The sequence below is a fragment of the Bacteroides intestinalis DSM 17393 genome (genome assembly GCF_000172175.1).
GTDB classification, from domain to species: Bacteria; Bacteroidota; Bacteroidia; order Bacteroidales; family Bacteroidaceae; genus Bacteroides; species Bacteroides intestinalis.
This window is the reverse complement of sequence record NZ_ABJL02000007.1, coordinates 644,101-659,918: the sequence shown is the minus strand read 5'-3', so window position 1 is coordinate 659,918 and position 15,818 is coordinate 644,101. Positions and strand designations below refer to the sequence as shown.

Genomic DNA, 15,818 nt, shown 5'->3' with positions numbered 1-15,818 from the left:
ATGCCATATCACTACAAGGGAAGATACATTAATACATCTTTTAACACATAGACAAGGGATCGTATCCTATAAAATTCGTATCATTGTATAAATATTACTATACTCTTTCTTAATTCAATGCAGAAGAAATTTATAAAGCTATTAAAAAAGCTACGTCGACGTTATATTGAACGCCACGATTTGCCACAACCTCGTCCCCTTAACAAAGAGATGGACCCTGATATTATATCAAGCCATATTAGGGAAAAATTATTATCACCAGAACCTTGCATGCTCTCAAGATTTGGTGCTGTAGAAATAGGATGTGTAGTCAATTACTTAGGCATCTATCATCAAAAAAGAAAAATTATCAAATACATCAAAGGGGAGGCATTTCCCTGGTGGTGGGAAGAAGAAACAATGTACCCGATGAGGAATAATGCCGGATTCTTTTCAGCAACCCCTGAACTATTAAAGCGTTTTTCGGAAATGATGATTGAAGATATGCCTCTCATTGACATACTTGCTTCCTGGAGATTTGAAGAAGAATATTTCTCTAAAGAATTACAGAATGCGTATAAAATAGATTTTGAGCCTTATAACCCTTTTTGGAGTGATGTACCATGGACTGCTGCCTTAGAAAATAAAAAGGTATTGGTAGTACATCCTTTTGCAGAAACGATACAAAAGCAATACCTTCGAAAAGAACTAATTCACAAAGACCCGAGAGTTCTGCCTACTTTCGACTTGCAAACAATCAAAGCCATTCAAACTATTGGCAATCAAGGCGACGGTAGATTCGAAACATGGTTTGACGCTCTCGAATTCATGAAAAACGAAATTGACAAAATGGATTATGATGTCTGTTTGTTGGGATGTGGAGCGTATGGAATGCCGTTGGCAGCACACGTGAAGCGTTCCGGAAAAAAGGCTGTACACTTAGGAGGCAGTTTGCAACTATTATTCGGGATTAGAGGTGCCAGATGGGAAAACAGTAATTATAACGCAACTTATAATTATTCAAAACTAATGAATGAATTTTGGGTAAAGCCCTCCGCAACAGAAACTCCCTCTAAAGCCCAACAGGTAGAAGAAGGATGTTATTGGTAATGCGACAATGACAAATATGGAACAACCTCATATTTTATATGATTCTCAAATCTTCGATCTACAAAAATTCGGTGGAATCTCACGATATTTTTGTGAAATCATATCCAAACTGGGTATGGCATATGACATTTCTGTTCGCTTTACCGAAAATCATTATTTAGCGCAAGCCAAACTTGCCAGGCACCGTATCCATGCTCCACATTTCTTTTTCAAACATTATAAAAAGCGGCTTTTGCTTGAAAACCAAAAGTTAACAAACAGGTTACTTCAAACGTCATCTCCTTATCTTTTTCACCCGACCTACTACAATCCTTCTTTCCTCGAGCATATTGGTGACCACCCCTATGTAATAACAGTGCATGACATGATTCATGAACTGTTTCCCGAATATTTCCATGATGCTAAAGAGGTCATGGCGCAGAAAAAAGAAGTGATTACAAAAGCCAGCCGGATTATTGCAATTAGTGAAAATACAAAGAAAGATATCGTTAATATATTAAATATTGATCCTCAAAAAATTGACGTTATCTATCATGGAACAAGTATAAAGTCCCATCATGGGAAAGATGAATTGTCACTCCCTAATCGCTATATTTTATTTGTAGGAGACCGAACTCTTTACAAAAATTTCCAACGTTTATTAGAAGCTCTTGCAATCATCCACAAAACAGACCAAGATTTATATTTGCTTTGTACAGGGCATCCATTCAACTGGGAAGAAAAGAAGTTGATAGATAAATTGAATATCACAGACAAGATCATACAAATTTCAATAAACGATAGAAACCTGAATGAATTATACGGCAGGGCACTCCTCTTTGTATTTCCATCACTATACGAAGGCTTTGGCATCCCAGTCCTGGAAGCTTATGCCTGTAAATGTCCTGTAGTCTTAAGTAACACCAGCTGTTTCCCCGAAATAGCCGGCAATGCCGGTGCCTACTTTGATCCTTACTCTATAGAATCAATGGTTCAAACACTGACAGAAATCATAGGTGATAGCGAAAAACGTGCTTCTTTAGTAGCAGCAGGAATAGAGCGGTTACAATTATACTCCTGGGAAAAAGCAACCCGAGAAACAGAGAAAGTATATCAAAAAGTCTTAAATGAAACTCTAAATCCAAAAACGTCCATTAAATGAGAACTCCGACTATCAGTATCATCACAGTCAACTTCAATAACAATGAAGGACTTAAGAAAACATTGCGCAGCATCGAAGTGCAATCATACACCAGCTATGAACATATCATCATAGATGCTGATTCCAATGATGGAAGCCAGGAAACCATCAAGAAATATTCAGAAAAAAATACCCACCTGACTTACTGGGTTTCTGAGAAAGACAAAGGAATCTATGATGGAATGAATAAAGGAATCAGGCAAGCCAAAGGAGAATATCTTTATTTCCTAAATTCAGGAGACTGCTTACAAGGAAACATTCTCAAAGATATTCCATTTGATGGGACAAAATATATCTATGGAGACATGGTCTTAGTAAACGATCATGAACAGAGAAAAGAAGCGGGACCTGATTATCCCGACTTAGTTTTCTTTTTTTATAATGCGTTAGCACATCAAGCGTGCTTTATTCATCATTCTCTTTTTATCAATAAATTATATGACACCCAATATAAAATAATTGCAGATTGGGGACATAGTTTCCAGTCTATCATCATGGAAAGGTGCAGCTACAAACACATCCCCCTAACTATCGCTGAGTGTGATGCTACAGGAATCAGTTCCAACTACATCGATGTACAAACTGAACGATTAAAGTGGCTCCAGGAAAACCTCTCACCGCAGCTTTATTCTACATACATTGATATATTGGAATATAAAAAGTCGGATTTCAAGACCATTATTCCAACCATGAACCATACAAAGAAATTTCAAAAAAGAGCATATAGGTTAGTTCGCTATTTATTGAAACTAAATACTCTTTTTTCCTCCCGGCACGATCATACAGAAGATGTATACAACAGTATATTATATCGTCCTTTTTTAAACAAATAATAATAAGAGCCATGAAGATTTCTATCATTATTCCTGCATACAATGCGGAAAAGCAAATCAGAAAATGTGTGTTATCAGCATTACAACAAGATATCTCGCACAATGAATACGAAATCATCGTAATCAATGATGGCTCCACAGACCAGACAGCTGGTATTATACAAGAATTATCTAGGGAGTACCCTACTATAAAAAGTATCACGACTACCAACCAAGGGGTAAGTGCGGCAAGAAATCTCGGCATGGATATCGCTCAAGGAGAAATTATATTATTTGCCGATGCTGACGATTATTTCTGCACAAACTCAATAGCAAAAATCTATGAAGCAATATTAAAGAACGACTTAGACATTCTTCTATTCGACTATAATCATTGGGGGAATCAAAATAAACTTTTGAAAGGTTTTGATTATGATGCACGTAAGTTTTGCCCACGGGGCATCGTCTCTGGCAAGTCATTCATAAAAACCGGTTATATGCCCGCTGCAGTCTGGATGCTTGCCTATCGTAGAGAATATATGCTGAAAATGAATTTCAAATTCATCAATATACGACATGAAGATGAAGAATTTATTCCCCGCGTATTCTACTTTGCAGAAAAAATCATGCATCTGCCATTGATCTGCTATAATTATGTACAAAATGAATCTTCATTCATGCAAAACTATAAAGAGTATGGTCTTTTCGATAAAATAAAGGCAATGGACAATCTCAATCAGTTCACCCAAAAATACGTGAAAGAAGAAGACGTAGCCTTTACCTTGAGCGAGCATATATCTTTAAGGCTAATGGAAAATCTAAATAATAGTTTTGCCATCAAAAGCAAAGCTCAGGGAAAAATGGTAAAGCAAATGAAAAAGGCAGGATTAACCCCACTCGTACATACGAAGAGAGAAGGTCGTTATGCCTTCTTATATAAGTATTTTCCAGTATTATTTATCGCTTATTATCGCCACAAATATTTAAAGCGCCATCATTCCAAGTAGCAATATGAAGAAGATAATCCTCGTCGCATGAAAAAAATATATCTATAATCTACATTTTTTCTGCTATAATACGTACCTTTGCATACTTATATAGACTATAATAACCTAAAGAACTATGATAGATATTGTTTGTAGCATAGACGAAAACTACATTGAATATTGTGGTGTAATGTTAGCAAGCCTGTTCGTACATACTCCAGATGAGAAATTCCGCGTACACATCATTTGTAGCAGTAAGGTCGAAAAGGCTGGAAAAAAAAGGCTGAAAGTTTTTTGCGAAAAACATCAAGCTGAAGTTTATTTTTATGACGTAGACTATTCACTCATTAAGGATTTCCCTATTAGGAAACAGGATCACCTGTCTCTCGCCGCCTACTTAAGGCTTTTCATGTCAGAGCTTATACCCAGTAATATAAACAAAATTCTATATCTGGATTGTGACTTGATCGTTGTCGACTCTATTAAAGAATTATGGGAGAAAAATATCGATAATATTGCCGTAGCTGCCGTTGAAGAAAGGTCACCATTCGATACCGAATCACCTGTCACACTGAAATATCCCGTTGAGTACTCTTACTTCAACTCGGGAGTAATGTTGATAAATCTTCAGAAATGGAGAGAGAAAAAATTTGTAGAGGCATGCAAAAGCTATATCGCATCCAATTATGAAAATATAAAATTGCACGACCAGGATGTTTTGAACGCATTGCTTTATAAAGAAAAACAATTTATTTCTATTCGCTGGAATCTGATGGATTTCTTTTTATATGCAAGCCCTGAGGTACAACCGGAGAGGAAAAAAGATTGGGATGATGCTTTAAAATCTCCTGCTATTATCCATTTCACAGGAAAACGCAAACCATGGATGTACAACTGCGACAGTCCTTTCCGTGATCAATACATCCGGTTTGCCAAACAACAAGGATGGCATGTTATTAATAATAAGAATGCCATTCACTATTTCTTCCGTAAGATTCTATATAAAGTAATCAACAAGAAGAAAACTATAAAAATCAAATAACTGAACTAACAACATTCTAAAAGTGTTCATTGATTTATTCACCAAGAATAAATCATTGTATCAAAATATAGTATATCTTTGTAAAATCGCAACCTAAACAATGATTTTAAGTTAATGCTAATGCCTCTTTTAAACAAAATAGCTAATGTTCTCGAAGAAGTCCCGCAGACCTTCAGACGTACATCCAATCCAAAGCTCATTATGACATTATTGGTCAAAAATGAAGAAGATATATTGGAAGAAAATCTGTGTTTCCATAAGGCTATGGGAGTAGACGGGTTTATCATTACTGATAATAACTCCACAGACGGTACAATTGAAATCATCCAAAAATATCAGAAGGAAGGATGGATAAAAGAAGCTATCATAGAAAAAGCAACTAATTATAATCAAAAAGTATGGGTAGACCGCATGATCAAGATTGCCAAAAAGCAACTTCATGCAGACTGGGTCATCAATGCTGATGCCGATGAGTTATGGTACTCTCCTACCGGCAGTCTAAAGACTGAATTAGCCACCACCAGAGCTAATGTACTAAAATGTTCCATGAGATATATGTATCCGGAAGCAGGTAAACAGTTTTGGAAATGGAATCAAGCTATCATTCCAATTATTAACCCGCTAAAGTACAATTTTTATAATCTTTCGCGCTATTCTCTTTATATACCACAAAGAGGAAAAGTTCTTCATCGCACCACCTCGTACCTTCAGATTTCCACAGGAAATCACAAGGTGCTCATGTTCCCTAAACGCCTTAGAAAAAGTAATATTTGCATTTACCACTATTCCATTCGTGGTAAAGAACGTTTTCTTGAGAAAATGATTAACGGTGGCAAACAACTGGAACAAAATCCCCACAGACATATAGGCATGCATTGGCGCTATTTCTATCAGTTGTATAAGAATCAGCAATTAGAAATAGAATATGATAAGATCATCGGAGCAAACTCTTATGATCAGTTGCAACGCGACGGATATATCAAAACTGACAATACTATTCCCGATTTCTTCAAACAACACTTCAACAAATAGTGTAATGAAACATGCTTATCTAATCATCGTCCACAACGAATATTCGGTGTTAGAAACGCTTTTATCCATGATTGATGACGAGCGAAATGATATTTATCTACATATCGACCGCCGCTCAACAGAACTGTATAAAAGAGCCTGTCTTCTATGTACACAGAAAGCCCGATTATTTCTATTACCTACCCGCAATAAAGTATACTGGGGAGACATCAGCCAAGTAGAAACAGAATATCTGTTACTTGAAACTGCCGCCAAGCATAGCACTTATGACTACTACCACTTGCTTTCAGGTGTAGACCTGCCTATACAAACACAAGATTATATCCATTCTTTCTTTCAAGCCAATTCTGGTAAGGAATTTGTCAGTTATTGGTTGGGAGATAAACACCAGAAAGATTTGAATCGTAAAATCTCCCGATACTACTTTTTCACAAAGAGCCTCAAGCGTAGCAACAGTAAATGGCACATCATAACTGCACCATGCCACAACCTTGCACTCATTGTACAAAAACTTATTCGATTTCACAGAAAACAAGAAGTCGAATTTAAAAAGGGTCCCAATTGGTTCAGTATTACTCAAGGCTTCTGTCAGCATCTGATAGAAAAGAAATCCTTTGTACTTCAACGCTTCAAATACACGTTGTGTCCCGATGAAATTTTTCTTCAAACCATATTATGGAATTCTCCTTTTAAAGAGAACATATACAAAGCTAATGAAGATGATGCAGGAAACATGCGACTGATTGACTGGAACAGAGGAAACCCTTATACATGGCAATCTCAGGACTATAATGAACTAATCGCTTCAGACAGATTATTTGCCCGTAAATTCAGTTCCAAAGAAAAAGAACTGATTGAGCAAATAAAAACCACATATGCTAACAAATAAAAAGAAATAGATTTTTCAAAAAAGGAAGTGACATTCCCTCTAAACCTATATCTTTGTACCAGTAATCAGTTATAATACAGAAGCATGAACTCTACAAATCCAGATATCAACCCCGTCAAATCCTTTTTCAAATCAGTGGAGAAGAAGCTTTTGAAGCACAGTAAACACTTATACTTCAAAACTGTAATTTCTCAGAAGTCCGGTGCAAAAAATATTATAAAGAAATACAAAGAAGCAAGTACCGGAAAAAGTCCGATTGACAAGACATGCCCCATCTGGACATGCTGGTGGCAAGGAGAAGCGAACATGCCTGATATCGTTAAAGTCTGTTACGCCTCTGCAAAACATCATGCAGGTCAACATCCTGTCATATTAATCACAGAGCAAAACTATCAGGAATACGCTACAATGCCGGATTATATCTTGCAAAAAGTGAAAAACCACGAAATAAGTCTCACCCATTTCAGTGACATGCTAAGGATTAATCTGCTTAAAGAACATGGAGGAATATGGGCTGACAGCACCCTACTTTTTACCAGAGATGTAGACTCAATAATGAATCCCGATACCGATTTCTACACTTGCCATCATACGGCAAAAAACACCAATGTGGCAAACGGCAAGTGGACAGTCTTTTTTATAGCATGTGGTAAAGACAATATTCTACCCGCTTTCCTACTGGACATGTTCTATAGTTATTGGAAGAATCATCAACAAATCGTCACTTACTTATTCTTCGATTATCTCGTTAGCATAGCCTATGAAAATATCCCAGCTATTACGGAAATGGTCGACAGCGTCCCTCTGCAAAGAATCAGCAACCTGTCCAAATGCCTCAACATGCCATTTAATGAAAAATCTATGGAGGAATTTAGTGCAAACTATGGTTTCCACAAATTAACCTATAAGAAGCAATTCAATATGCTCACCCCCGAAGGGAAAGAAACAATCTATGCCCACCTACTACATAATTCTACCCATGGGATAGATGCAGACCAAACATAGAAACTACCTTCAAAAGTCAGACATCAAGAAGCCTTAGAAGAAAAAGACGAAGAAGATTTATGAGCTTTCTCTATCAACTGCAAACACTTTTTCTTGTCAAAGCCACGAGATTTGGCATATTCATCCGCTAACACAGCAAACATCTCATCAGTACCAGGTAGTCTTTCAAAATTCTTGCACCCTTCTTCCAAAGATACCTTACCAAAGCGCATCCGGTTCAAATCAATGATCTCTACGGAGACGCCCTCCGGCTTTTCTGCAAATAAGATATTCCCTGCCGAATAATCCTTATGCAAAATTCCATGTTCATGCAAAACAGCAGTGGTACGGGCTATGGCGCGAAGTATTTTTTCCTGTTCCTCAAAAGGACGTTGTGGAAGATCCCGGTAAGTATAAGGGCATTCCGACCTTAACGATACAAAATAACTCTTTCCGAACAAGAACCAACTGGAAACCGAGCAGAAACCAATGGGTGCGGGCGATCCTATATTAAACTGCCGCAACATGGCCGCATAGCGAAATGAACGCCGTGCCTTAGATTCCCGGAAAAAATTATAAATAATCCGATTCAGCAGGTGAGGTATCTGGAAAGATTTAACCACCACTTTCTGCCCTGCTATATCAAACTCCCTCAATTCATTTCTTCCTTTATAAATAACAGTACCCCGATCTTCAAAAATAACCGGAAGCACTTTCACAAAGTCACTCATATTTGAATAATCAGGAGCTACAGCCATGCACCGTGGACGAAAAAAACGCTCAATACGATTGATCCACCTGGACCAGGAACGTACAGAACGCAACTTTCCTCCTAACTCCCGTTCAAAAAATTCAGCATGACGCTTGTTAAGCACTTTCGTAACATGTGGCTTCAACGAACGGTCTACAATTCTTTTGGACCCGGCACGTACGCGATAATACAATTCTATCTGAGGCAAACGGACCACTTTGCCACCATCTTTCAGTACAGATATCCAGAATTCCCAATCCTCACGTGCAATGATCTCTTCGCAGTATCCACCTACTCTTTCCCATTCTGTTTTTCTGTAGAGTGCACAGGTATCAATCATATTCTTACGTGCCAACAGCTTCAAAGAGAAGGGTGGTAACTTCCATTCACCACTACGGTCGCCTATAAATTCGGCTCGCGGACAGACCACTTTAACATCCGGGTCTCGTTCCAATTCTACTACAGCATGGCTTATGAATGTCGGACTGATCCGGTTATCCGCGTCTACCGGCAATATGTATTCGCCATGAGACAATGATATAGCATTATTACGGGCAACACACGGACCACTATTCGACTGGGTATGTACACTTACCCGTGTATCTTTTTCCGCATACTCTTTGGCAATGTCCAAAGAATTATCTGTCGAGCCGTCATCCATCAGTATTACTTCAAAATTAGGATAATCTGAAGCAAGCACCGAATCCAAAGTCTCGTGCAGATACTTTGCCATATTATAAATAGGTATAATAATAGAAACCAATCGATACTCCATAATATTTTCAAATTTTATCCAGTCCTTTGGTATACTTTAACCAGTAATACTTCAATGGATTTTTATACTTTAATTGCTTCCACGGACGGCTACCATGCGGACGATGCCACACCGGAAGCGTAGTAAACAGATAGTTTTTGAATCCCTCTTTCAATGATTGATGGGAAATTGTTACATCGTGCCAATTCTTTTCAAGACTCAGCTGATGAAAATCAAACGAACGGAGGAAATTCAACGTCAGTAACGAGCAACAGAAGCTGCAATGTTTCTTTTCGGGAAACACCTGATTCTCTCGCCCTTTTGCAAACAAATAAGGATAGTTTATATCACCTTTCTCATCTACGGTGACAGCAGCAGCAATTCCACAATCTTTTCTTTCCAAAGCGCCATCGAACAAAGATTGCAAAGTATCTTTCTTTACCACCACATCAGATTCCACAATTACCAATCCGGCTTCTTCCGCAATAGCACGTTCTTGTGACATTTGCAGAATCAGAAGATAGTTAGGCGAAGGGTGGCTTGTGACATCCGCAAGGTTTACCAATTCGAAACCCAGTCTCCCGGATGCTTCCCGCAACCTGGCCGTATTCTCCTCCGTACTGAAATCATTGTAAACGGTATATGTAAAAGGAGTCTTCACGTCAGATGCCATAATAGCATCTACCGTCTGTAAAGTCAACTCAATGGAATCCTTTACAGGCGTAATGATATGGATACACTTCATTCCTTATAACTGTTTTATCTTTATTCTACAAATCCTAATATTTGTACAAGTTGACAAAGTTATGTATTATTTAGCACACAACCAAACAGTTTACCGCTTTTATGACTAACTTTGCCTGCAACAAATATAGAAAAAAAATACAGAAATGAAAGTCATTGTCGACAATAAAATACCTTTTATAAAGGAAGCTATCGAAAAGATAGCGGATGAAGTAATATATGTCCCCGGAAAGGACTTCACGGCTTCCTTAGTGAAAGATGCAGACGCGTTGATCATTCGCACACGCACCCATTGCAACCGGGAATTATTAGAAGGGAGTCGGGTTCGGTTCATTGCCACAGCCACAATCGGCTTCGATCATATAGACACAGAATATTGTCATCAGGCAGGCATCGTATGGAAGAATGCACCAGGCTGTAACTCCGCATCCGTAGCCCAATACCTGCAATCCACACTTTTGCTAACAGAACTCCTGAAAGGAAAGAAGCTATCCGAAATGGCTATAGGCATTGTCGGAGTAGGTAACGTAGGCAGTAAAGTAGCGGAGGTGGCTCGTGAACTGGGCATGCGAGTATTACTGAATGACTTGCCACGAGAAGATGAAGAAGGAAGTGCCGGCTTCAGTTCCCTACAATTCCTTGCCGAAGAGTGCGACGTCCTCACATTCCACGTACCTTTATATAAGGAAGGGAAATATAAGACTTTCCATCTGGCAGACCAGTCATTCTTCCGCTCACTGAAGCGCTCCCCCATCATCATCAACACTTCCCGAGGGGAAGTTATTGAAACGAATGCTTTATTGAAGGCTCTCAAAAACGGATTAATCTCAGATGCCGTCATTGATGTATGGGAAAACGAACCGGATATTAATCTCACCTTATTAAATAAGGTATTCATCGGGACACCGCATATTGCCGGATATTCAGCAGATGGAAAAGCAAACGCCACCCGCATGTCGTTGGATTCTCTTTGCCAGCACTTTGACATACAGGCCGATTACCGAATTGTTCCACCTGAACCGGAGAACCCGATGATCACTGCAACTACCGAAACAGAAGCCTACCTACAGATGTATGATCCAAGAAGGGACAGTGAAGCCTTAAAACAGCATCCGGAATTATTTGAGAAATTAAGAGGAGATTATCCGCTGAGAAGAGAGAAAACAGCCTTCCGCGTAGTGATTTCATAGCAACTTCATACCAAGTCCGTGTCAAGTCCGTACCAACTCCAAGCGTATAGATACGGAGATGATACGGACTTGATACAGTTCAGGTAAGTCCTTGAACAGAGTCTTAGACCTCGGATTCCAGTAATTTTTCTATTACTTTGGGATAAGTATCATATTCCAGCACATGAATACGTTGTGCCAGTTCATCGGGAGTATCTTCCGGCAACACCGGACATTTCACCTGGCAAATAATGGCACCTTCATCATAATGCTCATTCGTATAGTGTATAGTAATACCACTCTCTTTTTCACCCGCAGCAATCACAGCTTCGTGTACGCGGTCGCCATACATTCCCTTTCCACCGAACTTTGGCAACAATGAAGGATGTATATTTATCATTTTATTGGGATAAGCATGCAAAATAGAGTCTGGTATACGAGCCAGAAATCCGGCCAGCACTACAAAATCAATATTGTGCTCCTGCAACACCGATAAAACCGGCTCTCCGTTCTCCCAATCACCCTTGGAAAAATAAAAGCAAGGCACTCCAAGCCCGCGTGAGCGCTCTAAAACAAACGCACTCTGACGATTAGTCAAAACCAGGGCTACACAAGCCAAACTTTTTTCCTGGAAATAACGAATGATATTTTCGGCATTCGTTCCGTTTCCCGATGCTAAAACAGCGATCTTTTTCCTCATAAATCTTCCTTTTAGTGCACAAAACCGTGAAAAATGTGCAAAACATTGCATTTAATTCCCCAAATATTTGCGAGTGACGATAAATATTTATTCCTTTGCCCCGCAAATTTAAAGAAATAAAACTAATTATTAATTAAAAACTTAAAGTTATGTCTGAAATTGCATCAAGAGTGAAAGCGATTATCGTCGACAAATTAGGCGTTGAAGAATCAGAAGTTACTAACGAAGCTAGCTTCACTAACGATTTAGGAGCTGATTCTCTTGACACTGTAGAACTTATCATGGAATTCGAAAAGGAATTCGGTATCTCAATTCCGGATGACCAAGCTGAAAAGATTGGTACTGTAGGCGACGCCGTTTCTTACATCGAAGAACACGCTAAGTAATTCTATCCATCAATTTAATATGGAATTAAAAAGAGTTGTAGTAACAGGTCTTGGCGCCATTACTCCCATTGGCAACAGCGTTCCCGAATTTTGGGAGAACCTTGTGAATGGGGTTAGTGGAGCTGGACCTATTACTCATTTCGATGCTTCCCTTTTCAAGACTCAATTTGCCTGCGAAGTGAAGAACTTCGATGCAACCAACTATATCGACCGCAAAGAAGCCCGCAAAATGGACTTGTATACACAATATGCCATTGCTGTAGCTAAAGAAGCGGTTAATGATTCTGGTCTTGACGTCGAAAATGAGGACTTAAACAGAATCGGTGTCATCTTTGGCGCCGGTATCGGTGGAATCCGTACATTCGAAGAAGAGGTAGGTAATTATGCCTTGACCGGTAAAGAAAACGGTCCTAAGTTCAATCCGTTCTTCATCCCCAAGATGATTTCGGATATTGCTGCAGGGCAGATTTCTATTATGTACGGTTTTCACGGGCCCAACTACGCAACTTGCTCTGCATGCGCTACTTCCACAAATGCTATCGCTGATGCCTTCAACCTGATTCGTTTAGGCAAGGCCAATGTTATTGTAAGTGGTGGTTCGGAAGCTGCAATCACCGTTGGCGGTGTAGGCGGTTTCAATGCCATGCATGCATTATCAACCCGCAATGAATCTCCCACAACAGCATCCCGTCCGTTCAGCGCAAGTCGCGACGGTTTCGTGATGGGTGAAGGTGGTGGCTGTCTGGTTCTTGAAGAACTGGAACATGCCAAAGCACGTGGTGCTAAGATTTATGCAGAAGTTGCCGGTGTAGGAATGTCTGCCGACGCTCACCATCTGACCGCTTCACATCCGGAAGGACTAGGAGCCAAGTTAGTGATGAGAAACGCGTTGGAAGATGCCGAAATGAAACCCGAAGAAGTAGATTATATCAATGTTCACGGTACTTCTACTCCTGTAGGTGATATATCGGAAGCTAAAGCTATTAAAGAGGTATTTGGTCAACATGCATTTGACTTGAACATCAGTTCAACAAAATCCATGACCGGTCACTTGCTGGGTGCCGCCGGTGCGGTAGAAGCCATCGCAAGTATTCTTGCGATCAAGAATGGCATTGTACCTCCGACTATCAACCACGAAGAGGGTGATAACGACGAAAACATCGACTATGACCTGAACCTTACGTTCAACAAGGCTCAAAAGCGCGAAGTGAACGTAGCTCTATCCAATACATTTGGATTTGGTGGTCATAACGCATGTGTTATTTTCAAAAAATACGCAGAATAATCAGTCGTGTTACGTAATCAAATAGACAAGATAAGGCTCTTATTCCGTAAGGACAAAGAGTCTTATCTTTGTTTTTATAAGATACTGGGATTCTATCCCCGCAACATCCAGCTATATCAGCAGGCATTGCTGCACAAATCTACCTCCATCCGTTCGGAGAAAGGCCGCCCTTTAAATAATGAGCGACTGGAGTTCCTGGGTGACGCCATTCTTGACGCCATCGTGGGAGATATTGTCTACAAGCATTTTGAAGGCCGCCGCGAGGGCTTCCTCACAAATACACGTTCCAAAATCGTACAACGGGAGACACTCAATAAACTGGCGGTAGAAATCGGTTTGGACAAACTGGTAAAATACTCCGCCCGTTCTTCCTCGCACAACAGCTATATGTACGGAAATGCTTTCGAAGCATTTATCGGCGCTATCTACTTAGACCAGGGGTACAAACGCTGTAAGCGGTTCATGGAAGAAAAGATATTCAAGAATTACATCGACCTCGATAAGATGTCACGCAAAGAGGTGAATTTTAAATCGAAGCTGATTGAATGGAGCCAAAAGAGCAAAGTTGAAGTTTCATTTGAACTTATCGAACAATTCCTTGACGAAGACTACAATCCTATGTTCCACACCGAAATACGCATCGAAGGCATACCAGCAGGAAAAGGAACAGGATATTCTAAAAAAGAGTCCCAACAAAATGCTGCGCAGGCTGCTTTAAAGAAAATAAAGAATGATGCCGCCTTCAAAGAACAGATTGAGGCAACTAAAGCGCAAAACCATCAGCAGGAAAATACGGAAGAAGCTGAAGAAATTATTGAGAGTGCCCTGATTGAAGAGAATCAGGAAGTTACTTCAGTAACTGAACACGAGGTGAGCGAATAATCATTCGCCCGTATTTCAACCAAAGCAGATTCCCATCCGTCGCCCTTGAACCACAAGGTCGTTATCTTCCGTTACCAACTTCAGCTTTCCGGCTATCTCATCCAGAGGTGCAGAAGAAATTTCATCCCCTTTCAATGTAATCATTCTACCGAATTGCTCTGTAGCTATTAGTTCTGTGGCATGTCCGCCCATGCGGGTAGACAGATTCCGGTCGAAAGGCGTAGGTGAACCTCCACGTTGAATATAACCAAGCACCGTTTCACGGGTTTCTATACCCGTCTCGTACTCTATCTCCTGAGCAATGTACTCGGCAGCACGTTTTCGTCCATCCGTCTGTATACCTTCGGCAACCACTACAATGGAATAAGGTTTCCCTTTCTTTAAACGGTTCAGGATCGTCTCTCCTATATTATGGATATTATAAGGGATTTCGGGTATCAGGATCACATCTCCACCACCTGCCATACCGGAATAAAGTGCAATCCAGCCAGCCTTATGTCCCATCACTTCAATCACCATCACCCGTTTGTGCGAACTGGCAGTAGAGTGCAACCGATCGATGGCATCCGTAGCAATGCTCACAGCAGAATCAAATCCGAAAGAGAAATCGGTTCCCCAAATATCATTATCAATCGTCTTGGGTACGGAAACAATATTCAGTCCCATGGCAGCCAGTTTCGCAGCAGTTTTCTGCGTACCATTACCACCGATACAGACCACGCAATCCAGCCCTAATTCTTTCACGTTCTGTTCAATAAGTGCCGGTTTATTCACATCGGACATCACACCATTCTTCTTGAAAGGCTTTTCACGGGAAGTGCCCAGCATCGTCCCGCCCTGATTCAATAAACCGGACAAAGATTTATCGGTAAACGACTCCACATCTTTAGTCAGCAATCCTTGAAAGCCGCTATGAATACCTATTACTTCCATTCCATAATGATTGATTGCAGTCTTGCATACTCCACGAATGGTGGCATTAATGCCGGGACAATCGCCTCCCGAAGTCAAAATTCCGATTCTCATAACTACCTTTTTTAGGGAACAAGTTGAAGGGTATCAGGTACAGGTAAACTTGTCTTTTTGTCTTGCTAACTGGTCAACTTGTTAACTTGTCAACTGAATACGTCCGT

Annotated in this window: 16 protein-coding genes; 12 read left to right on the top strand and 4 right to left on the bottom strand. The window is 40.0% G+C overall.

The genetic code is table 11. The features are described 5' to 3' along the window. Window positions 1–117 precede the first annotated feature (117 nt). The 8 genes from BACINT_RS06430 to BACINT_RS06395 all read left to right on the top strand — a co-directional run bounded on the left by BACINT_RS06430 (window position 118) and on the right by BACINT_RS06395 (window position 8,035). Window positions 118–1,089 carry a hypothetical protein gene (locus BACINT_RS06430; RefSeq protein ID WP_007661548.1) on the top strand — a complete coding sequence of 324 codons (972 nt, stop codon included), beginning with the start codon at window positions 118–120 and terminating at the stop codon, window positions 1,087–1,089. A gap of 16 nt (window positions 1,090–1,105) precedes the next feature. Then, window positions 1,106–2,230 (top strand): glycosyltransferase family 4 protein, encoded by a 1,125-nt coding sequence (locus tag BACINT_RS06425; protein ID WP_044154912.1) that lies wholly within the window; start codon window positions 1,106–1,108, stop codon window positions 2,228–2,230. Next, window positions 2,227–3,102, top strand: coding sequence for a glycosyltransferase family 2 protein (locus tag BACINT_RS06420; protein WP_007661544.1), 876 nt, complete (start codon window positions 2,227–2,229; stop codon window positions 3,100–3,102). Before BACINT_RS06425 ends, BACINT_RS06420 begins: the two co-directional genes overlap by 4 nt. Before the next feature lie 11 nt (window positions 3,103–3,113). Next, window positions 3,114–4,088, top strand: a complete 975-nt coding sequence (locus BACINT_RS06415) for a glycosyltransferase family 2 protein (RefSeq protein ID WP_007661542.1) — start codon at window positions 3,114–3,116, stop codon at window positions 4,086–4,088. Window positions 4,089–4,203: 115 nt separating this feature from the next. Next, window positions 4,204–5,109, top strand: a complete 906-nt coding sequence (locus BACINT_RS06410; RefSeq protein WP_007661540.1) for a glycosyltransferase family 8 protein — start codon at window positions 4,204–4,206, stop codon at window positions 5,107–5,109. Window positions 5,110–5,223: 114 nt separating this feature from the next. Continuing rightward, window positions 5,224–6,141, top strand: coding sequence for a glycosyltransferase family 2 protein (locus BACINT_RS06405; protein ID WP_007661538.1), 918 nt, complete (start codon window positions 5,224–5,226; stop codon window positions 6,139–6,141). Window positions 6,142–6,145: 4 nt separating this feature from the next. Further along, the gene (locus BACINT_RS06400; protein WP_007661537.1) at window positions 6,146–7,030 is read left to right on the top strand and encodes a beta-1,6-N-acetylglucosaminyltransferase; all 885 of its coding nucleotides are present in this window, start codon (window positions 6,146–6,148) and stop codon (window positions 7,028–7,030) included. Window positions 7,031–7,165: 135 nt separating this feature from the next. After that, window positions 7,166–8,035 carry a capsular polysaccharide synthesis protein gene (locus BACINT_RS06395; protein WP_232288747.1) on the top strand — a complete coding sequence of 290 codons (870 nt, stop codon included), beginning with the start codon at window positions 7,166–7,168 and terminating at the stop codon, window positions 8,033–8,035. A 23-nt stretch (window positions 8,036–8,058) separates the two neighbouring features. On the opposite strand, the gene BACINT_RS23595 is transcribed toward BACINT_RS06395, so the two are convergent. Both BACINT_RS23595 and BACINT_RS06385 read right to left on the bottom strand, forming a co-directional pair. Next, window positions 8,059–9,540 carry a glycosyltransferase gene (locus tag BACINT_RS23595; RefSeq protein ID WP_007661535.1) on the bottom strand — a complete coding sequence of 494 codons (1,482 nt, stop codon included), beginning with the start codon at window positions 9,538–9,540 and terminating at the stop codon, window positions 8,059–8,061. Between the two features lie 7 nt (window positions 9,541–9,547). After that, a complete protein-coding gene (locus tag BACINT_RS06385) occupies window positions 9,548–10,264 on the bottom strand; it encodes a hypothetical protein (RefSeq protein ID WP_007661534.1) in 717 nt (238 codons plus the stop codon). A gap of 145 nt (window positions 10,265–10,409) precedes the next feature. Between BACINT_RS06385 and pdxB the strand changes: the two genes are divergently transcribed. After that, the gene (pdxB, locus tag BACINT_RS06380) at window positions 10,410–11,453 is read left to right on the top strand and encodes a 4-phosphoerythronate dehydrogenase PdxB (RefSeq protein ID WP_007661533.1); all 1,044 of its coding nucleotides are present in this window, start codon (window positions 10,410–10,412) and stop codon (window positions 11,451–11,453) included. A gap of 103 nt (window positions 11,454–11,556) precedes the next feature. On the opposite strand, the gene purN is transcribed toward pdxB, so the two are convergent. After that, window positions 11,557–12,132, bottom strand: a complete 576-nt coding sequence (gene purN, locus BACINT_RS06375; protein ID WP_007661531.1) for a phosphoribosylglycinamide formyltransferase — start codon at window positions 12,130–12,132, stop codon at window positions 11,557–11,559. A gap of 149 nt (window positions 12,133–12,281) precedes the next feature. Here purN and BACINT_RS06370 point away from each other — a divergent pair, with 149 nt between their 5' ends. The 3 genes from BACINT_RS06370 to rnc are packed head-to-tail and all read left to right on the top strand — an operon-like array spanning window position 12,282 to window position 14,685. Further along, window positions 12,282–12,518, top strand: a complete 237-nt coding sequence (locus BACINT_RS06370) for an acyl carrier protein (RefSeq protein WP_004291965.1) — start codon at window positions 12,282–12,284, stop codon at window positions 12,516–12,518. A 19-nt stretch (window positions 12,519–12,537) separates the two neighbouring features. Continuing rightward, complete coding sequence (fabF, locus tag BACINT_RS06365) at window positions 12,538–13,803, top strand: beta-ketoacyl-ACP synthase II (protein ID WP_007661518.1); 1,266 nt, start codon at window positions 12,538–12,540, stop codon at window positions 13,801–13,803. Between the two features lie 6 nt (window positions 13,804–13,809). Next, window positions 13,810–14,685, top strand: a complete 876-nt coding sequence (gene rnc / locus BACINT_RS06360; RefSeq protein WP_007661516.1) for a ribonuclease III — start codon at window positions 13,810–13,812, stop codon at window positions 14,683–14,685. A gap of 15 nt (window positions 14,686–14,700) precedes the next feature. Here the strand turns inward: rnc and BACINT_RS06355 are convergent, their stop codons facing one another. Further along, on the bottom strand, window positions 14,701–15,711 hold the full coding sequence (locus tag BACINT_RS06355) for an ATP-dependent 6-phosphofructokinase (protein WP_007661514.1): 1,011 nt from the start codon (window positions 15,709–15,711) through the stop codon (window positions 14,701–14,703). Window positions 15,712–15,818 lie beyond the last annotated feature (107 nt).